18 protein-coding genes are annotated in these 19,507 nt (G+C 71.1%); 8 read left to right on the forward strand and 10 right to left on the reverse strand.

Annotated elements, in window-relative coordinates; translation table 11 throughout:
* Positions 1 to 16: 16 nt before the first annotated feature.
* Entirely contained in the window at positions 17 to 3,304 is a 3,288-nt protein-coding gene (locus tag ACFYPM_RS12365) for a LamG domain-containing protein (RefSeq protein WP_387194742.1), read from the reverse strand.
* Between the two features lie 1,168 nt (positions 3,305 to 4,472).
* Here ACFYPM_RS12365 and ACFYPM_RS12370 point away from each other — a divergent pair.
* The 7 genes from ACFYPM_RS12370 (at position 4,473) to ACFYPM_RS12400 (ending at position 10,786) form a co-directional block, all read left to right on the forward strand.
* On the forward strand, positions 4,473 to 5,093 hold the full coding sequence (locus ACFYPM_RS12370; RefSeq protein WP_387194744.1) for an L-threonylcarbamoyladenylate synthase: 621 nt from the start codon (positions 4,473 to 4,475) through the stop codon (positions 5,091 to 5,093).
* Positions 5,094 to 5,295: 202 nt separating this feature from the next.
* Positions 5,296 to 5,637: a PadR family transcriptional regulator gene (locus ACFYPM_RS12375; RefSeq protein ID WP_357245339.1), complete on the forward strand. Its 342-nt coding sequence runs from the start codon at positions 5,296 to 5,298 to the stop codon at positions 5,635 to 5,637.
* Positions 5,634 to 6,581 (forward strand): permease prefix domain 1-containing protein, encoded by a 948-nt coding sequence (locus tag ACFYPM_RS12380; protein ID WP_387194747.1) that lies wholly within the window; start codon positions 5,634 to 5,636, stop codon positions 6,579 to 6,581. The genes ACFYPM_RS12375 and ACFYPM_RS12380 overlap by 4 nt, the downstream gene beginning before the upstream one ends.
* Positions 6,582 to 6,703: 122 nt before the next feature.
* Complete coding sequence (locus ACFYPM_RS12385) at positions 6,704 to 8,038, forward strand: sensor histidine kinase (RefSeq protein WP_387194750.1); 1,335 nt, start codon at positions 6,704 to 6,706, stop codon at positions 8,036 to 8,038.
* Complete coding sequence (locus ACFYPM_RS12390) at positions 8,035 to 8,754, forward strand: response regulator (protein WP_387194753.1); 720 nt, start codon at positions 8,035 to 8,037, stop codon at positions 8,752 to 8,754. The genes ACFYPM_RS12385 and ACFYPM_RS12390 overlap by 4 nt, the downstream gene beginning before the upstream one ends.
* An 80-nt stretch (positions 8,755 to 8,834) precedes the next feature.
* Positions 8,835 to 9,728 carry an ABC transporter ATP-binding protein gene (locus ACFYPM_RS12395; RefSeq protein ID WP_387194756.1) on the forward strand — a complete coding sequence of 298 codons (894 nt, stop codon included), beginning with the start codon at positions 8,835 to 8,837 and terminating at the stop codon, positions 9,726 to 9,728.
* Positions 9,725 to 10,786: an ABC transporter permease gene (locus tag ACFYPM_RS12400; protein ID WP_387194758.1), complete on the forward strand. Its 1,062-nt coding sequence runs from the start codon at positions 9,725 to 9,727 to the stop codon at positions 10,784 to 10,786. Before ACFYPM_RS12395 ends, ACFYPM_RS12400 begins: the two co-directional genes overlap by 4 nt.
* Before the next feature lie 60 nt (positions 10,787 to 10,846).
* On the opposite strand, the gene ACFYPM_RS12405 is transcribed toward ACFYPM_RS12400, so the two are convergent.
* The 3 genes from ACFYPM_RS12405 to ACFYPM_RS12415 all read right to left on the reverse strand — a co-directional run bounded on the left by ACFYPM_RS12405 (position 10,847) and on the right by ACFYPM_RS12415 (position 13,251).
* Positions 10,847 to 11,491, reverse strand: coding sequence for a DUF402 domain-containing protein (locus ACFYPM_RS12405; RefSeq protein ID WP_387194761.1), 645 nt, complete (start codon positions 11,489 to 11,491; stop codon positions 10,847 to 10,849).
* 134 nt (positions 11,492 to 11,625) lie between these two features.
* Entirely contained in the window at positions 11,626 to 12,378 is a 753-nt protein-coding gene (locus ACFYPM_RS12410) for a YebC/PmpR family DNA-binding transcriptional regulator (protein WP_357245360.1), read from the reverse strand.
* Between the two features lie 234 nt (positions 12,379 to 12,612).
* Entirely contained in the window at positions 12,613 to 13,251 is a 639-nt protein-coding gene (locus ACFYPM_RS12415) for an NADPH-dependent FMN reductase (protein ID WP_387194764.1), read from the reverse strand.
* A gap of 104 nt (positions 13,252 to 13,355) precedes the next feature.
* On the opposite strand from ACFYPM_RS12415, the gene ACFYPM_RS12420 reads away from it, so the two are divergent.
* Complete coding sequence (locus tag ACFYPM_RS12420; protein ID WP_387195433.1) at positions 13,356 to 14,207, forward strand: helix-turn-helix transcriptional regulator; 852 nt, start codon at positions 13,356 to 13,358, stop codon at positions 14,205 to 14,207.
* 8 nt (positions 14,208 to 14,215) lie between these two features.
* Here the strand turns inward: ACFYPM_RS12420 and pdxT are convergent, their stop codons facing one another.
* The 6 genes from pdxT to pgsA form a co-directional block, all read right to left on the reverse strand.
* Positions 14,216 to 14,824: a pyridoxal 5'-phosphate synthase glutaminase subunit PdxT gene (pdxT, locus tag ACFYPM_RS12425; RefSeq protein ID WP_387194767.1), complete on the reverse strand. Its 609-nt coding sequence runs from the start codon at positions 14,822 to 14,824 to the stop codon at positions 14,216 to 14,218.
* A gap of 62 nt (positions 14,825 to 14,886) precedes the next feature.
* Positions 14,887 to 15,804 (reverse strand): pyridoxal 5'-phosphate synthase lyase subunit PdxS, encoded by a 918-nt coding sequence (gene pdxS / locus ACFYPM_RS12430; protein WP_387194770.1) that lies wholly within the window; start codon positions 15,802 to 15,804, stop codon positions 14,887 to 14,889.
* Between the two features lie 140 nt (positions 15,805 to 15,944).
* Positions 15,945 to 16,448 (reverse strand): hypothetical protein, encoded by a 504-nt coding sequence (locus ACFYPM_RS12435; RefSeq protein WP_387194773.1) that lies wholly within the window; start codon positions 16,446 to 16,448, stop codon positions 15,945 to 15,947.
* An 84-nt stretch (positions 16,449 to 16,532) separates the two neighbouring features.
* Positions 16,533 to 17,693 carry a glycosyltransferase family 4 protein gene (locus tag ACFYPM_RS12440; protein ID WP_387194776.1) on the reverse strand — a complete coding sequence of 387 codons (1,161 nt, stop codon included), beginning with the start codon at positions 17,691 to 17,693 and terminating at the stop codon, positions 16,533 to 16,535.
* A gap of 58 nt (positions 17,694 to 17,751) precedes the next feature.
* Complete coding sequence (locus tag ACFYPM_RS12445; RefSeq protein ID WP_387194779.1) at positions 17,752 to 18,684, reverse strand: phosphatidylinositol mannoside acyltransferase; 933 nt, start codon at positions 18,682 to 18,684, stop codon at positions 17,752 to 17,754.
* A 46-nt stretch (positions 18,685 to 18,730) separates the two neighbouring features.
* On the reverse strand, positions 18,731 to 19,360 hold the full coding sequence (pgsA, locus tag ACFYPM_RS12450) for a phosphatidylinositol phosphate synthase (protein ID WP_387194781.1): 630 nt from the start codon (positions 19,358 to 19,360) through the stop codon (positions 18,731 to 18,733).
* Positions 19,361 to 19,507: the final 147 nt, after the last annotated feature.

Consider the following 19,507-nt stretch of genomic DNA (forward strand, 5'->3'; position numbering starts at 1 on the left):
GTTCACTCAGGGAGCGCTACACCTCACTGGCGAGGGCGAGGATCTCCGCAGCGGAGAGGGCGCCCTGCCACACCCTGACCCGGCTGATGGCGCCCTTCACGTAGTCCCCGGAGTCGGACGAGCCGATGCGGAGCGACCCGGTGGTGGCGAAGGGCGGCGGGATGGTCTTCTTCTCACCGACGAGAGCACCGTCGACGTAGAGCCTGAGGGTCCTGGTGCCCGACTCGTAGGTCGCGGCGAGGTGGACCCCCTGGTTGAGGACCGGCGTGCCGGTCCACTTGACCGTGGTGTAGGCGACGTTCGGCTCGGATTGGTCCCGGTCCGGCACCACGATGGCCCAACCTGGCGTGGACCCGGCCTGGCGTTGCAGGTAGAAGGCGCAGCGCAACGTCCCGCACTGGGAGACCACCGTGTGGAAGCCGGTGAACGCCGATGGCTTCACCCACGCCGAGACGGTCCATGATCCCTCGGTGCGCAGCACCTGACCCTGCGTCTTCGCGGTGCCGCTGATCCCGTCCAGGCAGAGTGCGTAGGCGCCGTTCGGCCCGGCGTTCTCACAGACGGTCGCGCTCGGGGCAGCGGTGAGGCCGACCGGCCGGTTGTAGCCCGAGGAGTCGCCCTGCTGCTGGGTCGTGGCCAGGTCCGGGTCGTCCAGGAGCCACTCGCCGGTGAGTTTGGGCGTGACGATCTCCTCGAGGTCCCTCTCGTCGACGACCCGGTCCCACAGCCGGACGTCGTCGATGTCGCCGTCGAAGTAGTTGCCCTCGACGGCGTTGTAGCGCACCCGGCCGATCTGCATGATGCCGGTGGACTTCCAGAGCGCGCTCAACGGCTGGGTGCCGACCTTCTCACCGTTGACGAAGATCCGGATCTCCTTCGCGCCCGCGTCGTACACCCCGGCGATGTGCTGCCAGGTGCCGATCGGCGCCCAGTCCTTCGAGACGACCGAGGTACGGGTGTGGGTGGGGCTGTCGCCGGAGAAGGTGTGGAAGTACCAACTGCCCCCCTTGTCCCGCTGCAACTGCCAGGCGCCGTTGTTGGTTCCGCTCACGGCCACCACCGAACCGAAGGTGCTCGTGGTGGTGATGCGTGCCCACGCCGCCACGCTGAAGCTGCGCGACGAATCGATCGGAGGTGCCGTTGAGGTCGCCGCCCAGCCCTTGTTGGTACCGAAACCCAACGCGCGGTCGGTTGTCGTGTTCTTCCGGGTGCCGTACGTCCAGCTCCCCGTCCAGCCCACATTGCTGGTGAGGGTGAGGTTGGGGCCACCCGCCGGGGTGGTGGCGGCCGTGGTGCCCACCCCCTCGTCCATCTTCCAGATGGCCTTCGGCGCCGAGTAGTTGTCGACCAGGAACTTGTAGTCGTAGGGGGCCGACGAGTTGCCGGCCTGGTCCCGACTGCGCACGCTGAGCACGTTCTCGCCCAATACCTTCGGCGTCACCCAGACCTCGGCCTGGCCGCCCAGCGTGGCCGCCCGCACCGTCATCTGCTGTCCGCCCTGGAGCTGGTAGACGTAGTCGTAGACGTCGGCGACACCGTTCGCGGAGAGGGTGAACTTGCCGGACAGGCCGATCGACCCGTGGAAGTCCTGGTTGGTGCCGAAGGGGGGCGACTCCAGGTAGGGCACGTCACCGGCCACCGTCACCTTGGGCTTCTGTGCCGGGGCCGAATAGTCGATGTAGAACTCGCACCACGGTGAGCCCAGGGACGCGCCCCCGAGGGTGTCCTTGGTCTGCACCTGCCACCGGTAGACCTCAGCGTCGGCGGTCTTGGTGGTCAGTTGCACCTCCGCCTTCGCCCCCGTGGCCACGCCGGAATCCGTCCTCGGCCAACCGGACACCCCGGTCCAGGCCCCACTGACCAGCTTCTGGAGGGTGAAGACCCCACTCAGCGACCCGCCGTTGCTGCCATCGGGATCGGTGAGGATCGCCTTCAGCCACGGGTAGTCCGAGCGCACCATGGGCCGCGAGGTTCCCGTGACGCAGGCCTGCGCGGGAGCGGTGAAGTCGGCGTGCGTCGACAACTGGGCCGCCGTGGGCGTGTTCGGGTTGGTGTTGTACTCGACCGACAGCTTGGTGACACCCGGGTCGAACTTCTTCCACCAGTTGCTCGTCGACTCCGAGGATCCGTCCGACTGCCGGGTGGACAGGGCCAGCGTGTAGTTGCTCTCGCCGCGCGCGGCGGACACGTCCGTACCCAGTTTGCTGCCCGAGAACTCCATGGGCAGGTCCGGCTGCGGATCGTTGGAGCAGCCAGCCCCGCCCGACGGCTTGTGCGCGTGCCCGGACCGCTCCTCCAGCCACAGCGCCAGGTTGGGACCGTCCCAGCTCTGCTTGCCGGCGCTGGTCAGGTCGGCCGACCGCCAGAGGTTGACCGGCGTGTTCGCGCAGTCCCAGGAGTGGGTCATCTCGGTCAGGAACTTCGCCGACCGGACGGTCTTCCCCGCGAGCGAGGAGAGGTTGAAGGCAAAGAAGGATCGGAAGGTCCCACTGCCCGCTGGATCGACCCCGACCCGAGCGACGCCGTCGTCCCGGGTCGCGTTCTCCGAGCCGGTGTAACCCCAACGCAGCTTGTTGATCGTCGTCCACGGGTCGATCACGACGGGGAACACGGCGTTCTTGTCGCGCAGCAGCGACAGATCCGGCCGGATCACGAGATCGCTGCCCTGGATCGTCGCCGGCAACTCCGCCTTGCGCGCCAGATCCGGTGCCGACCGTACGACCTCCCGGTTCGCCTGAAGCGCCGACGCCGTGCCGCCCGCCCTCGCCGCCGCTCCGGACGAGGTGACACCGGAGGAGTCCCACATCAGGGCGCTACCGGCGGAGAGCCGGGGCTGGCCCGAGCCGTCCACGACCTCGAAGCCCCCGCCGACGCGCTCCCGCTTGGCCAGCCCCGGCGTGTCGAGGCGGAACCGCAACGCTTCCAGGGCCGGGTTCGCCGCCGCCTGAGGTGACTTCACCACCAGCACCCAGGTGAATCCGTCGACCAGCGCCCGCAGCCGGAGGTCCACCTCCGGCAGCACCGACTCGTAGATCGCGGTGTCGCCCTCGATCTGCGGGGCCGGCAGCGCGCCCGGCCACGTCAGCGAGACCTCACCGGGGCCGACCGGCAGGCGAACCGCGGGAGCCTCCCCGCCCGCCGAGAACCGCACGTCGGCCAACGTCGCCACCGGGGCGACCGTCCCGTCCGCGTTCTGCCGCAGGGCGGTGTCGATGTCCCGCCACCCACCGCCATCGGGCTTTTTCGTCCAGCGCGGAGTGGCGTACGACTCCAGGATCAGCGTTCCCTGGGGCGTCGCCACCACACGGGAACTCTCCGACCTCGACCGGGACGCTTCGACGGCTCGGCCCGACCGCGCGGCAGCCGCGATCGCGTCAGGCTCGGAGAGGCCGGTGATCGCACTGTCGGCCCCCGGCGGGGTGGGTTCCTGCGCGCCGGCCGGCGGAGGCAGGAGGGAGACGGTGGACATGGCCAAAGCGGTGGCCACCACCGTGATCCCCAGCCGGCGCCAAGGGGCGACAGCGGCTGTGTGCGGTTCTTGCACTCGAGTTCTCCTGAGTAAGAGTGATGAGGGCTCGCCGCAGGGTTCACCCACGGAGAAATTGCCTGGAAGCGCGAAGAAGAGGCCGCCTTTCGACGGCGGCCGGAATGCCGACGACACCGGTCGGCGCCTCGGAACAGTCGGACGATTACCTGGCTGAGGCGGCGCTGTCGCATCTCTTCGACACGAGCCGACCACAGCATTTCAGAATTGAGGCGTTCCGAATGGCAACGCGGCCGACAAAAGCCGGGCGCACCACCGCCGACAAACTCAGCGGAATGGCAGCTTGCCGGTCCGCCCATTAGCTGACGACGAAGCCCGACGGCTCACATTCCGCCCGACCTGATCATCACCAGCGCGCCTGAGCCGCTGGTAGATGGCTGTCTGCGCAGCGTTACCCAGCAGGTTCTCCCCCGTCCTCCAAGTGGGATGAAGGTAAGGACCGATGACGGGCGGTGTCAAACGCACCACCCAGCGCTACTTTCGGTAATCCCTGAAAGGAGCCTGAACAGGGCACTCTGCGCTCGACGGGCACCCACCGTCACCACAAACAAGACCGGCCGGGGTGATGGCCGCGTCGCGAGCCCGTCACTTTCCGCGATTATCGGAGCTCGTTCCGGATAATGGCCGAGCGGACGAATTCGCTACCCGGAAGCAACTCGACGAATTATCGAAGGCTTTGACTCCGCCACGTCGGCAACAATTAGCCCGCCGCTGTGCCGGCAACCAAGCATCGGGAACACGTGCCTCCGCCGTCGAACCCGGGCCACCACGACGGCGTCGGCGCACCTGCCCAGACCGGCCCGATCAACGCCCGGGCCGACGGCTCCTGTTCACATACCGATCAAGGAATACGCGTTAGTCCAGGTCATCGCGGACAAGGTGACGGCGCAGACCGGTCCGGCGAGTGGGAGCGCCTAGGCTCATCAGCATGGCGAGGTACTACGACGTGCACCCGGAGAACCCCCAGCCCCGAATCATCGGCCAGGTCGCCGACCTGATCCGAGGTGGTGGGCTGGTCGCCTACCCGACGGACTCCTGCTACGCGCTCGGCGTCCAGCTGGGCAACGCGGACGGGCTGGACCGGATCCGCCAGATCCGCCACCTCGACGACCGGCACCATTTCACGCTGGTCTGCCGGGACTTCGCGCAGCTCGGTCAGTTCGTGCAGATCAGCAACTCGGTCTTCCGTCTGGTGAAGGCGTCCACCCCGGGCAGCTACACCTTCATCCTCCCGGCCACCAGGGAGGTGCCGCGCCGGATGTTGCACCCGAAGAAGCGCACCGTCGGTGTCCGCGTACCCCGGCACACCGTCACCCAGGCGCTGCTGGCCGAGCTGGCCGAACCACTGGTGTCGAGCACCCTGGTCCTGCCCGGCGACGACGAGCCGATGACCCAGGGGTGGGAGATCAAGGAACGGCTCGACCACCAGCTCGACGCGGTCCTCGACGCCGGCGACTGCGGCAAGGAGCCCACGACCGTGATCGACCTGTCCGGCCCCGAGCCGGAGATCCTGCGGCGGGGTGCCGGGGACGTGTCCCGCTTCGAGTAGCGCGCCGGTCCGGGTCGGGTGCCGGACCGTACCGGGCCACGCCGGTGTCACCGGTCGTGCGGTCGGTGAGCGCTGGACGCCCTGCTGGTGGCGGTGCGCCCAGCGGTGCTGCGCCCCGCGTGCTGCCCAGCCCACCAGTCTGCGAGCGACACGATGATGTCTCGGTAGACAATACTGTGTGGCACACAGTATGGTGTGACACATGGTTAGCGAGGACGTTCTACGGACGCACCTACAGGAGTTGCGTCGAGGCACCGTCGTGGTGGCCAGCCTGGTCGCGCTGCGCCGACCGGACTACGGCTACGCACTGCTGCAACGGCTCACCGACCACGGCTTCCCGGTGGACGCCAACACGCTCTACCCGCTACTGCGCCGCCTGGAGGACCAGGGGCTGCTGACCAGCGAGTGGAACACCGAGGAGAGCCGACCGCGCAAGTTCTATCGGACCAGCGACGAGGGCGAGTCGATGCTGAACCGGTTGCTCGACGACCTCGCCGCCGTGCAGGCCTCCATCACCGGGCTGATCCAAGGAGTGGACCGATGAACACCCTGACCAACCGCTACCTCGCCGCCACCCTGCGCTCGGTGCCCGCCCCGCGTCGTGACGAGATCGCCACCGAGCTGCGGGCCTCCATCGACGACATGATCGAGGGCCGGACCGACGGTGGCACGGACCCCGCCACCGCCGAGCGGGAGGTGCTCACCGAGCTGGGCAACCCGGACGTGCTGGCCGCCCGGTACGCCGACCGTCGGCTACAGCTCATCGGCCCGACCTACTACCTGCTCTGGCTGCGGCTGTTGAAGCTGCTGCTCAGCTTCATCCCGGCGCTCGTCGGCACGATCGTCACCGTGGTCGACGCGGCCGAAGGAAAGGGCTTCGGAGCCATCGGGCCCGGCATCGTCGCGGCCATGCAGGTGGCCGTGCAGATCGCCTTCTGGCTCACCCTGACCTTCGCCATCATCGAGCGCACCCAGACGGCCGTGGACCTGCCGGAGTGGACTGTCGACCAACTGCCCGACGCCCCGGTGCACCGGAACATCCCCCTCGCCGACACCATCGCATCGGTGGTCATGTTGGTGCTGACCATCGGCTACCTGCCCTTCCAGCACTACCAGTCCTGGGTGCACGAGACCGACGGCGGCAACATCCCGATCCTCGACCCGGCGCTGTGGTCCTTCTGGCTGCCGGCGCTGATCGTCGTGCTGGTCGCCAGCGTGATCTTCGAGATCGTCAAGTACCGAATCGGTCGCTGGACCTGGGCACTGTTCGGCACGAAGGTGCTGCTCAACCTGGCGTTCGCACTGCCGCTGGTGTGGCTGGCGCTCTCGGACCGCCTGCTCAACCCGGCCCTGGGCGAGCGCCTGAGCTGGGTGGCGGAGGCAGCCAACCGGGACTCTCTCGGTCTGGCCATCGCGGTGGGCGCGGCCGCGATCGTGGTCTGGGACCTGATCGACACCGCGATCAAGACCCGCCGTCAGACGGCGTGAGCGGGAGCCCTACCCGGCGGCCCGGCGCGTACCTCGCGTCGGGCCGCCGCCCGTGGGCCGGGTCCGACGGCACTTCTGCGCCCACTGGACGGGCGTGGCGGGCGACGTGGCATCGTTCCCGGATGACCGTGGCACCGCGAGACGAATGGCGCCGACCGGGTCCGACCACCCAGCAGCGCCGCAACGACCTGTGGCTCGGCCTGGGGATGACCGGGCTGGCGCTGGTCAGCCTCACTCTGGCCCACAGCACCGGGGCGTTCCTGCTGGGCTCGCCGCCGTCCGGGGCGGAGCAACTGTTCTGGACCGTCGCGGTGACGGTGCCGCTGATCTGGCGGCGGCGCTGGCCGGTGACGACCCTGCTGATCGTCTCGGTGGGGTTCATCGCCGCGCAGGCGCGATCCGCCCCGGAGACCCAGTTCTCCTCCTGGGCGTTGTTCTGCGCCCTCTACACCGTCGGCGCCTGGGGGCAGGACCGTCGCCTGGCCCGGCGGCTGCGCATCGGCGTGATCGCCACGATGTTCGCCTGGCTGGGGATCTACTACGCGATCACGATCGACCAGATTCCACCGGGGGCCTTCGACGACGCGGCCGGGCCGGTGCCACCCGTGCTCGCCGCGATGGTCACCGGCGTCCTGCTCAATGTGCTGGTCTTCGGCTTCGCGTACTTCTTCGGTGAGACCGCCTGGGTGGCCGCTCGCCGCGAACACGAGCTGCGGACCCAGGCCGAGGACCTGCGCCGGTCGCAGACCGAGTCCCGGGAACGAGCGGTCCTCGGCGAACGGGTCCGGATCGCCCGGGAACTGCACGACGTGGTCGCCCACCACGTGTCGGTGATGGGAGTGCAGGCGTCCGCCTGCCGCCGGGTGTTCGACCGCGACCCCGCCAAGGCCCGCACCGCGCTGACCGCCATCGAGCAGAGCGCCCGCACCGCGGTCGACGAGCTACGCCGGATGCTGGGCGTGCTGCGGACCACCGGCACGGCCGACGCCGCGCCGCCGGCCGGCGGCGACGTCGACCGGATCGGTGAGCTGGTCGAGCGGGCTCGGGCCGCGGGTCTGACGGCAACCCTCGGGGTGTACGGCGGCCCGGTCGCGCTGCCCGAATCGGTCTCGCAGGCGGTGTACCGGGTGACGCAGGAGGCGGTGACCAACACCCTGAAGCACGCCGGTGCGGACCTGCTGGACGTGCGGGTCCGCTACCTGGCCCGGGAGGTGGAGGTCGACGTGACCGACAACGGGCGAGCCGGCGGCCGGGTCGACGCCGTCGGGCTGGGCCTGATCGGGATGCGCGAACGGGTCACCGCGCACGACGGCGACCTGGAGGCCGGACCGCGTGCCGGCGGCGGATGGCGGGTACGCGCCCGCTTCCCGCTGGCGGTGGCCGACCCGCCGGTCGGCGCGCAGCGGGCGCCGCACGACGAACACCAGCCGGCAGTCGACACGGAGGTGACGACATGAGTGCCGCGCCAGCCCACGAGAGGTCGGGACCGGATCGGAGCATCCGGGTGCTGCTCGCCGACGACCAGCACCTCGTCCGCACCGGCTTCCGGGTCATCCTGGAGGTGGAGGACGACATCGAGGTGGTCGGCGAGGCCGCCGACGGCGAACGGGCCGTCGCGATGACCCGGGCCACCCGCCCCGACGTCGTCCTCATGGACGTGGAGATGCCCGGGATGGACGGACTGGAGGCCACCCGGCAGATCACCGCCGACGGACCCGGTGGGCCGGCCGTGCTGATCCTCACGACCTTCGACCGCGACGACTACCTGTTCGCCGCGCTGCGTGCCGGGGCGAGCGGTTTCCTGTTGAAGAACGGCACACCGGAGGAGCTGATCGAGGCGATCCAGGTGCTGGCCAGGGGCGACGGCCTGCTCGCCCCGGAGATCACCCGCCGGGTGATCTCCACGTTCGCTCGTCCCGGAGACCCGGCGGGCACCGCCCACCGGGGGCCGGAGGCGGACGCCGCGCTGGCCGGGCTGACCCCACGGGAACGGGAGGTGCTGGTGCTGCTCGCCGCCGGATCGAGCAACGCGGAGATCGCCGCCGCCATCCACCTGGGCGAGGCGACCGTGAAGACCCACGTCAGTCGGGTGCTGGCCAAACTCGGTCTGCGCGACCGGGTGCAGGCGGTGGTGTTCGCGTACGAGAACGGGGTGGTCCGGCCCGGCGGGTGACCGCCATCCACCGCGCGACGGACGGCCCGCTCACCCACCGGGCGGACGGCGGGGCGGGGTGTTCGATCTAGCGTGGACGAGTGACCAGAACGCTTCGCCTCGACGGCGTCGACCGCAGCTTCGGCGACCGGCAGGTGCTCAAGAACGTGTCCTTCGAGGTGGCCGCCGGCCGGATGACCGGCTTCGTGGGTGCCAACGGCGCCGGCAAGACCACCACCATGCGCATCATCCTGGGTGTGCTCGCCCCCGACGCCGGTGAGGTGAGCTGGGGCGGCAGCACGTTGACCCCGCGGGACCGGCGGCGCTTCGGCTACATGCCGGAGGAGCGGGGCCTGTACCCCAAGATGACCACCCGGGAGCAGGTGACGTACCTGGGCCGGCTGCACGGCCTGGACGCGCCCGCCGCCCGGCGGGCCACCGACGCGCTGCTGGACCGGGTCGGCCTCGGTGAACGCGGTGACGACCTGCTGGAGACGCTGTCGCTGGGCAACCAGCAACGCGCGCAGATCGCGGCCGCCCTGGTGCACGACCCCGAGGTGCTGGTGCTCGACGAGCCGTTCTCCGGCCTCGACCCCCTCGCCGTCGACACCGTCGTCACCGTGCTGCGGGAACGGGCTTCGGCCGGCGCGCCGGTGCTCTTCTCCAGCCACCAGCTCGACGTCGTGGAACGTCTCTGCGACGACCTGGTGATCATTGGGGACGGGACGATCCGGGCCGCCGGCAGCCGACAGCAGCTGCGCGAGTCCTACACCGTGCCCCGCTACGAGTTGGTGGTGGCGACCGACGCCGGTTGGGTACGCGACCAACCCGGGGTGACCCTGGTCGAGCTGGACGGCCCGCGGGTGGTCTTCGACCTGCCGGCCGACGCCGACGAACAGCCCGTGTTGCAGGCAGCCCTCGCGCGCGGCCCGGTGCGCGCCTTCCGCCCGGTCAGCCCCTCGCTCACCGAGATCTTCCGAGAGGTCACCCAGTGAACATCGCCCAGGCCACCCGGCTGGTCGCCGAACGGGAGATCCGCGTCAAGCTGCGCGACCGTACCTTCCTGTTCGGCACGCTCTTCTTCCTGCTGATCGCCGCGGCGGGCACCATCCTGCCGCCGCTGCTCTCCGGCGGTCCGGACACTGTGGCCGTCACCCGGGAGGCGGCCGGGCCGCTGCGGGACGCCGGACTCGACGTCCGCGTGGTGGCCGACGACCGGGCCGCCGAGCAGGCCGTCCGCGACGGTGACGTGGACGCGGCGGTGGTCGCCGGTCCGAAGGTTCTCGCGATGGACGAGTCCCCCACCGACGTGGTCCAGGCGCTGAGCAGCTCGCCGCCGGTGCAGTTGCTCGACCCGGACGCGGTCGACCCGGTGGTGGCGTTCCTGGTGCCGTTCGTCTTCGCGTTCGTCTTCTTCATCACCTCGCAGACCTTCGGCCTGCAGATCGCGCAGAGCGTCACCGAGGAGAAGCAGACCCGCATCGTGGAGATCCTCGTCGCGGCGGTGCCGGTACGAGCGTTGCTGGCCGGCAAGGTGGTGGCCGGCGGCATCCTGGCGTTCGCACAGATCGCGCTCATCGCCGTGGTGGCGGTGATCGGCATGCAGATCGGCGACAGCGGCGGCCTGCTCAGCCTGCTCGCCCCGGCGATCGGCTGGTTCGTGCCGTTCTTCCTGTTCGGTTTCGTGCTGCTCGCCGCGATGTGGGCGGCAGCCGGAGCGCTGGCCAACCGCCAGGAGGACATCGCCGCCGTGTCGACACCGGTGCAGCTCGCCGTCATGCTGCCGTTCTTCGCGGTGATCTTCCTGAACGACAACGCCACCGCGATGCGGGTGCTGTCGTACCTGCCGTTCTCGTCGCCCACGGCCATGCCGTTGCGGCTGTTCACCGGCGACGCGGCCGGCTGGGAACCGTTCGTCTCGCTTGTCGTCCTGCTGCTCGCCACCGGCGCGTTCCTGCTCGCCGGCGCCCGGGTGTACGAGGGATCGCTGCTGCGCACCAACGGCCGCACCTCCCTGCGGACCGCGTGGCGGGAGCGGGAGACGATCGGCTGAGCCGAGGGTTCGCCATCCGGGCGTCGGTGTCCTGATCGGACGCCGACGCCCGTTCGGGGCTCAGCGGGCCGGCGGCACCCGATCCCAGCCGGCGGGCAGCGGCGACGCCGACCAGGCCGGGTCGGGCTGCCAGGTCGCCCACGCCGGATCCCACCAGCGCTCGCCCGCGTCGAGCAGCGCCGCGATCCGGTCACCCTCGGCCCGGATGGCATTCCCCATGCCCGGGTAGCGGCCCTCGACGAGACGCTGGGCGAAGATCTCCACGTCCTTCCAGACGTAGGAATCGGCGTCTGCGCCCCACCACAGGTCCAACTCGTGGTCCAGCGTGTCCACCCCGATCGGCGTACGCCGGACCGGGTCCTGGAGGTTGAAGTACCAGCCGGCGAAATCGCGCCCGGGGCCGGTCCAGAAGACGTCGACGGAGTGCGCCTCACCGGGGCGTTGCAGCATCAGCTTGCCGTGCCCCGACCAGGAGCGGTGCCCGGCGGTCTCCCACGGGTGACGCCCGCACGGGAAGACGCCGGCGGTGGGAAAGCCGAACTCGGCACCCGGCGGAAGGTAGAGGGCGAGCAGGTCGGGTGAATCCTCGACGACGATCGTCGGGCAGCCGAACCACACCTCGCCGCGCAGGATCTCACGCCGCACGACCACGTCGCCCGGCGCGAACCGGTCCAGCACCAACTCCGCCAGCACGTCCTCGCTCACCGACGGATCGTACCGACTCGCGGGGTGCCGGCCGACGCCGACGCTCCGCCCGGGTCGGCGGCGAAGCAGGTCGGGCCGCTGACTCCCGCCGGGCGACGGGTGGCCCGGCGGGAATCAGCGCGACCGCGTGTGGGTCAGGCGTCGACCGCGGCCATCACGTCGTCGCTGACGTCGAAGTTCGCGTAGACGTTCTGCACGTCGTCGCAGTCTTCCAGGACGTCGATCAGCTTGAAGATCTTGCGGGCGCCGTCCTCGTCCAGCGGCACGTTCATGCTGGGGACGAGAGAGGACTCGGCCGACTCGTACTCGATGCCGGCGTCCTGCAACGCGGTGCGCACTCCGACCAGGTCGGTCGGCTCGGAGACCACCTCGTACGCCTCACCGAGGTCGTTGACCTCCTCGGCGCCGGCGTCGAGGACGGCCATCATCACGTCCTCCTCGGACGTCGCCTCCTTCGGCACGATCACCACGCCCTTGCGGGAGAACATGTAGGACACCGAGCCGGCGTCGGCGAGCGAGCCGCCGTTGCGGGTCAGCGCGGTGCGCACCTCGGTCGCCGCCCGGTTGCGGTTGTCGGTGAGGCACTCGATCAGCAGGGCGACGCCGTTGGGCCCGTAGCCCTCATACATGATCGTCTGCCAGTCGGCGCCGCCTGCCTCCAGGCCGGAGCCGCGCTTGACCGCGCGGTCGATGTTGTCGTTCGGCACCGAACTCTTTTTCGCCTTCTGGATGGCGTCGAAGAGCGTCGGGTTGCCGGTGGGGTCGCCGCCGCCGATCCGTGCGGCCACCTCGACGTTCTTGATCAGCTTGGCGAACATCTTGCCGCGCTTGGCGTCGATGACGGCCTTCTTGTGCTTGGTCGTCGCCCACTTTGAGTGGCCGGACATCTTCTACCTCCGTTGCTAGCCGCCGGCTGCATCGACCGCACCGCTCACGCCCCGCTCCCGCCGGCGCACGCGGAGGTGCCGGTCAGCTCTGGTGGAAGCCGTGGCGGGCAGATGGCCCTGCCGAATCTCCGCAATCCTACCGACGTCCCCCCGGTTGCTGTCACATGCACCGCGCGCGGCCACGCCGTCCGGCCCGCCCGGACCAGAGCAGACGGGACAAAAGGCTCCGGACCGCTACGACCCCAGCAGCGCCCGGTCCGCCGGACGCCGCGCTCGGGACCAGCTCACGACCTCGGCGAGCATGCTGGCCAGTTCCGCCTCCCGGCCGTCGCTCGGCGCGAACCGGCCGGCGGTCACGTCACCCGGGTCGACCCCGGTGAGGTCGAAGTCGGTGAAGATCGACAGTGCCACCCCGGTCGGCACCACCACCGTCCGTACCTCGGTCAGAATCGCCCGCAGGTGGTCGGCTGCCCGGTTACCGCCCTGCACGCCGTAGCTCAGCACCCCGGCCACCTTGTCGGTCCACTCCGCGTACAGGTAGTCGATGCCGTTCTTGAGCGCGGCCGGGATCGAGCGGTTGTAGTCCGGGGTGACGAAAACGAAGGCGTCGCAGGCGTCCACCACCGCCGCCCACCGCCGGGTGTGCGGGTGCCGGTAGTCGCCGAACAGCGCCGGCACCGGCTCGTCGAGCAGTGGCAACTCCTGCTCGGCGAGGTCGACGAGCGTGCAGACGGCGTCGCCGGCGCGGACCGCCTCGTGCCGCTCGGCGACCTCCATCGCCCACCGGGCGATCGCCGCGCCGCGCCGGCCGGGACGGGTGCTGCCCACGATCAGACCGATCCGCAGCGGTCCTGGGCTCTGTGCGTTTGTCATGACCACGATCCTGTCCGCGACGGGACGGGCCGGGGAGACCGCCGCGAGGATGGCCCTGCCAGGGCCACCCACCGGCCAGCGCCGGCTGCCAGACTGGGTCGGTGATGGACGGAGAGCTGGGCGCGTTCCTGCGCAGTCGCCGCGAGGCGCGGCAACCGGCCGAGGTCGGTCTCGCCGAGGGGCCGCGCCGACGCACCCCGGGGCTGCGCCGGGCCGAGCTGGCGACGTTGGCGCAGGTCAGCGTGGAGTACCTGACTCGGCTGGAGCAGGGCCGCGACACCCGGCCGTCGCCGGAGATCCTCGCCGCGCTCGCCGACGCGCTCCGCCTGGACAGCGCCGACCGGGAACACCTGCGGCAGCTCGCCTCGGCCCAGCACGCCCGACACCTGTGCTCGGGCGACCGGCCGAGGGTCTCCCGCACCGTACGGCCAACGGTCCGCGCCATGCTCGACGCGCTGCGCGACACCCCGGCGTACGTGCTCAACCGACTCGGCGACGTGCTGGCCTGGAACGAACCGTTCGACCGGCTGGCCCGCCCGCTCGGCCTGCTGGACGGGTCGCAACCGAACCTGGTGTGGTTCGTGCTGACCGACGAGCGGGCCCGCGAGCACTACCCGCAGTGGTCGGCGGTGGCCGACCAACAGGTCGCGCAGCTGCACCTGCTGCGCCAGGGCGACCCGGCCAGCGACGCGTTCGCCGAGCGGCTGGCCCGGACCGTGGGAGCGCCGTTCACCGACCGCTGGCGGCGGCGACCGGTGACCGCCGCACGGGCCGGCCTGCTGACAGTGCGCCACCCGGAGGCGGGGCTGCTCCGCCTCGACGTCGAGACGCTGGAGCTGGCCGAGGCCGACCCGCAGCGACTGGTGGTGCAGTTGCCCGCCGACGCCGCCACGGCGACCGCGCTCGACGAGTTGGCCGGCCGCCGCCCGGGGCACCTGCGCGCGGTGGCCGGCTGAGCGACGGGTCACGCCGAAGCGGCGCGGACCAGATCCACGAAGTACGCGTGCACGCGCAGGTCACCGGTCAGCTCCGGATGGAACGAGGTGGCCAGCAGGTTGCCCTGGCGGACCGCCACGATCCGGTCGGCCGCCGGCCCACCGGTCACCGACCCGATCACCTGCACGCCGACGCCGACCCGCTCGACCCACGGCGCCCGGATGAAGACCGCGTGGAACGGCGCACCCGCCACCCCGGTGATCCTCACCGGCGCCTCGAACGAGTCGACCTGCCGGCCGAACGCGTTACGCCGCACGGTCATGTCGATACCGGCGAAGCCCCGCTGGTCGGGTCGACCGTCGAGCACCTCGGTCGCCAGCATGATCATGCCCGCGCAGGAGCCGTAGACCGGCATGCCGTCGGCGATGCGCTTGTCGATCGGCTCGCGCATCTCGAAGATGTCGGCCAGTTTGCTGATGGTGGTGGACTCACCGCCGGGGACGACCAGGCCGTCCACCGCGTCCAGTTCCGTCGGACGGCGGACCGGGCGGGCGTCCGCGCCCGCCGCGGCCAGCGCCGTCAGGTGCTCCCGGACATCGCCCTGGAGCGCGAGCACACCGATGGTGGGCGCGCCCATGCCTACCAACCCTTCTTTCGCTCGCGACTGCGGGGCTCGCAAGAACGGCTCACTCCTCGCGCTCACCAACCCCGCTCGGCCAGGCGGTGCGGCTGCGGGATCTCGTCGACGTTGATGCCGACCATGGCCTCACCCAGACCACGGGAGACCTTCGCCAGCACGTCCGGGTCGTCGTGGAAGGTGGTGGCCTTGACGATCGCGGCGGCCCGCTGAGCCGGGTTGCCCGCCTTGAAGATGCCGGAACCGACGAACACGCCCTCCGCGCCGAGCTGCATCATCATCGCCGCGTCGGCCGGGGTGGCGATCCCGCCGGCGGTGAACAGCACCACCGGCAGCTTGCCGCTCTCGGCGACCTCCTTGACCAGCTCGTACGGGGCCTGCAACTCCTTGGCCGCGACGTACAGCTCGTCGGCCGGCAGCGACGACAGCCGGGCGATCTCCTGACGGATCTTCCGCATGTGGGTGGTGGCGTTGGAGACGTCGCCGGTGCCCGCCTCACCCTTGGAGCGGATCATGGCCGCCCCCTCGGTGATCCGCCGCAGCGCCTCGCCCAGGTTGGTCGCGCCACAGACGAAGGGCACCGTGAACGCCCACTTGTCGATGTGGTTGGCGTAGTCGGCCGGGGTCAGCACCTCGGACTCGTCGACGTAGTCCACCCCGAGCGACTGGAGGATCCGCGCCTCCACGAAGTGGCCGATGCGGGCCTTGGCCATCACCGGGATGGAGACCGCCCCGATGATCCCGTCGATCATGTCGGGGTCGCTCATCCGGGACACCCCGCCCTGCGCGCGGATGTCGGCGGGCACCCGCTCCAGGGCCATCACCGCGACCGCGCCGGCGTCCTCAGCGATCTTGGCCTGCTCGGCGTTGACCACATCCATGATCACGCCGCCCTTGAGCATCTCGGCCATGCCACGCTTCACGCGGGCCGTTCCGAGGACGGGGGCGGTACCGGTGTTCGACGCGGTGTTCTCGGGCACGGGTCATCGCTCCTTGGGGACGGGCTCCGGCGGGGGGCAGCGAGAAGGCTACGCGCGGGTCAACGCCGTACCGACAGCCAATCAGACCCCCGGTGGCCTGCCCTGTGGCCCTGGTCACCGGCCCGGAGTGCGGCGTCAGATCAGGTGGCGGGGACGTCCGCGGGGACGGTGAGGGTCGGGTCGTCGATGTCGAAGTAGCGCGGCCACTCCCGGCCCCGTCCCATCCGCAACAACCGCACCAACGGGCGGCTCCGCGCCGAGCGGGCGTCCCGGACCAGGTCGGTGTGCACCTGCCGGGACAGCGCGAGCCGGCGACTGGCGGCGATGACCGACCCGCAGTCCGGATCACCCGGATCCAACTGGACACCCCGCAACTGCCGGGTCAGGTCGTTCTCCGCCGCCTCCCGCTCGTCCGGGCCGGCGTCCAGGGCGACCCGGGCCGCCGCGTACAGCTCGACACCGAAGCGCCGCTCGGCCAGCACGGCGGCCGCCGCGGCCCGGCGCAGCAGGTGGGCGTCGAGTGCCCGAGCCGCCAGCTCCGCGCGGCCCTGCAACCGCTGCACCCGACCGGCGGTCCAGACGAGGTACGCCACGACCAGCCCCAGGACCACGATCGCGGCCACCACCCACCACATGTGCGGCATCGTAGTGCTGCTCCGTTTCGCCTCCGATTGGGCGCGGCCACACCGGTCACCCCGGTCGTCGTCCGCACCATCCGTCCCACCGGCTCAGCCCAGCCCCACCCATTCCTGGTCGATGACCCGCCCGTCGGTTGCCTCGATCGCCGCTGCGTATACCTCCACAACGCGGCGAGCAACCACCGGCCAGTCGAAATTCGCCACGACCTGATCGCCGCACGCGCTCAACGCGGCCCGTGCGGCCTGGTCGTCCAGCAGCTCGGTCACCGCGTCGCGCAACCCCACCGAGTCACCCGTGGAAAAGAGCCGACCGGCCCGCCCGCCGTCGAGCACCCGCCGGAACGCGTCCAGGTCGCTGGCCACCACCGTGGTACCCGCAGCCAGCGCCTCGGTGAGGATCATGCCGAACGACTCGCCGCCGGTGTTCGGTGCCACGTAGAGGTGCGCACTGCGCAACATCCGCGCCTTGTCCGGTTCGGTGACCAGCCCCAGGAACGTGACCCGCTCGTGCAGGTCGGCCGGGAACTGGTCGTACAGGTCGTCGGGGTCGCCCGGGCCGGCGACCAGCAACCGCAGCCCCGGCCGGGTCGCGGCCAACGCCACGAACGCGTCGCGCAGCACCGGGAAGCCCTTGCGCGCCTCGGTGAACCGGCCCAGGAAGCCCAGGGTGCCGCCGGTGCCCGGGGCGCACTCCCCCGGCCAGCCCGGCAACGGCTCGACGTCGGCGAACTTCGCCACGGCCACCCCGTTGGGGATCTCCACCGCCCCGCCGTCCATGTGCTCGACCTGCACCTTGCGGGCCAGCGCACTGACCGCGATCCGGGCGGTGATCCGCTCCAACACGATCTGCAACACACCCTGCGCGGCGGCCAGCACCCGGGACCGGGTCATCGCGGTGTGAAAGGTCGCCACCACCGGGCCGCGCGCGGAGAGCACGGCCAGCAGCGACAGGCTCAGCGTGAGCGGCTCGTGCACGTGCAGCACGTCGAAGTCGCCGTTGATGATCCAACGCCGGACCCGGGCGGTGGAGACCGGGCCGAAGGCGATCCGGGCCACCGAACCGTTGTACGGCAGCGGCACGGCACGACCGGCGGACACCACGTACTCCGGCAGCGGCGAATCCTCGTCGGCCGGGGCGAGCACGCTGACCTCGTGGCCGAGCGTGATCAACGCCTCGGCCAGGTCCATCACGTGGTTCTGCACCCCGCCGGGGACGTCGAAGGAGTACGGGCACACGATGCCGATCCGCATGCGTCAGCGCCCCCCGCCCACGACCGCGGCACACCGTCCCACCGTGCCCACCACCTCCTCAGGCCGGACCGGCGGCCGAGGAGGGCAGCGCCGTGCCGTCCCCCGACCCCCGCTGGTCCAGCCACATCCGCTGCAACATGTGCCAGTCTTCCGGATGCCGGGCGATACCCGCCGCCAGACCGTCGGCGATCAGCTGGGTCAGCGACCGGACCCGCTGGTCCAGGGGCCCCGCCTCGGGCCCCGGCACCGGCAGCGGGCCGGCCAGCGACGCGCACGCCGCATCCGATTCGTACCACATCGAGGCCACGTACAGCGGCGCTCCGGTGTGCAGAGCGAGCAGCGCCGGCCCGGCCGGCATCCGGGTCTTCCCGCCGAAGAAGTCCACCTCCACCCCCCGGGCGGAGAGGTCCCGGTCGGCGAGCAACGGCACCACGGCACCGGCACGCACCCGGTCCAGCAGCACGTCGAACGCCGGACGCGACCCCCCGTGGGTGGGCAGGATCTCCATGCCCACGCTCCCCCGGAAGGCCACGAAACGCTTGTACACGCCCTCCGGCTTGAGCCGTTCCATCACCGTGGTGATCGGCCAGCCGGTGGCCGCCACCCAGGCGCCCGCGGCGTCGTAGTTGCCGGCGTGGGGAAGGGCCACCACGGCGCCCCGGCCCGCGGCGACATCGGCGGCGAGCAGCTCGGCGCCGTCGAGTCGAAAGCCGGACAGGATCTGCGCCCGACTCAACGCGGGCAGCCGGAACGCCTCCATCCAGTACCTGGCGTACGAGCGGAGCCCGCGCTTCACAAGATCGTCCAGCTCGGCCTCGGGCAGCTCCGGACCGACCACCCGGCGCAGGTTCGTGCGCAGTCGGGCCGTACCCCCGCCGCCGCGGCGGTGGGCGCGGTCCGCGCCCGCCTGGAACGCCGCCGCCACCAGCGGCCGGGGTAGCGCGCGGACCACCCGCCAGCCGGCGACGTAGCCCAGCTCGGTGAGGTTCACGCGACCCGGCCGCCGGTCGCCCGGCGCGGGGCCGTGGACGCGCCGCTCACGCCTGGCCGTCCGGCTGGAGCTGCTGGGCCTGGCGGTAGACGTGTGCCATCCGCTGCCCCACCGTGAAGATCGACACCGCGGCCAGCAGCCAGAGCGAGATCTCCAACGCCGGCTTCACGTTCAGGCCGGTGAGGATCCCGCCGACCCCGACGATCAGCAGCCGTTCGGTGCGCTCGGCGATGCCCACGTTGCAGGTCATGCCGAGTCCTTCGGCGCGTGCCTTGACGTAGGAGACCAGACTGCCCGCGGCCAGACAGACCAACGCGGCGGCCACCCCGGAGTAGTTGCCCTCCGTGGCCAGCCAGTACGCGACCGCGCCGAAGACGGCACTGTCGGCGACCCGGTCCATGCTCGAGTCGAGGAACGCGCCGAACCTGGTGGACCCGCCGCTCATCCGGGCCATCGTCCCGTCGAGCAGGTCGGTGAGCGCGAACAGGGTGACGATCAACGCGCCCGCGACCAGATGGCCGCGGGCACCGAAGCCGAGCGCGCCGACGAGCACACCAACGGTGCCCGCGACGGTGACGGCATTGGGGGTGACGCCCGCGCGCAGCAGGGCGCGGGCAATCGGCTCGACGACGCGGGTCATCCCCGCGCGGGCCGACACTTGGAAGATCTTCGCCATGGCGGTCCCCACGATAACGGTCCGCCCAGGTCCGCCGATACGGCCGCCCCTCCGACCCGCCCGGGAGAGGCTTGTGCCTACCCGGCAACGGGTGTGAGATCGAGGCGGAGGGTGAGCCAGCTCACCCGCCCACCCGTCCCGTTCCCG

The organism is Micromonospora sp. NPDC005203 (assembly GCF_042872705.1).
GTDB lineage: Bacteria > Actinomycetota > Actinomycetes > Mycobacteriales > Micromonosporaceae > Micromonospora.

Bases quoted from the DNA above. Each gene is read 5' to 3' on its own strand.
- ACFYPM_RS12370 (WP_387194744.1), top strand. From the start codon at position 4,473: ATGGCGAGGTACTACGACGTGCACCCGGAGAACCCCCAGCCCCGAATC.
- ACFYPM_RS12375 (WP_357245339.1), top strand. From the start codon at position 5,296: ATGGTTAGCGAGGACGTTCTACGGACGCACCTACAGGAGTTGCGTCGA.
- ACFYPM_RS12380 (WP_387194747.1), top strand. From the start codon at position 5,634: ATGAACACCCTGACCAACCGCTACCTCGCCGCCACCCTGCGCTCGGTG.
- ACFYPM_RS12385 (WP_387194750.1), top strand. From the start codon at position 6,704: ATGACCGTGGCACCGCGAGACGAATGGCGCCGACCGGGTCCGACCACC.
- ACFYPM_RS12390 (WP_387194753.1), top strand. From the start codon at position 8,035: ATGAGTGCCGCGCCAGCCCACGAGAGGTCGGGACCGGATCGGAGCATC.
- ACFYPM_RS12410 (WP_357245360.1), bottom strand. From the start codon at position 12,378: ATGTCCGGCCACTCAAAGTGGGCGACGACCAAGCACAAGAAGGCCGTC.
- ACFYPM_RS12415 (WP_387194764.1), bottom strand. From the start codon at position 13,251: ATGACAAACGCACAGAGCCCAGGACCGCTGCGGATCGGTCTGATCGTG.
- ACFYPM_RS12420 (WP_387195433.1), top strand. From the start codon at position 13,356: ATGGACGGAGAGCTGGGCGCGTTCCTGCGCAGTCGCCGCGAGGCGCGG.
- pdxT (WP_387194767.1), bottom strand. From the start codon at position 14,824: ATGGGCGCGCCCACCATCGGTGTGCTCGCGCTCCAGGGCGATGTCCGG.
- ACFYPM_RS12435 (WP_387194773.1), bottom strand. From the start codon at position 16,448: ATGCCGCACATGTGGTGGGTGGTGGCCGCGATCGTGGTCCTGGGGCTG.
- ACFYPM_RS12440 (WP_387194776.1), bottom strand. From the start codon at position 17,693: ATGCGGATCGGCATCGTGTGCCCGTACTCCTTCGACGTCCCCGGCGGG.
- pgsA (WP_387194781.1), bottom strand. From the start codon at position 19,360: ATGGCGAAGATCTTCCAAGTGTCGGCCCGCGCGGGGATGACCCGCGTC.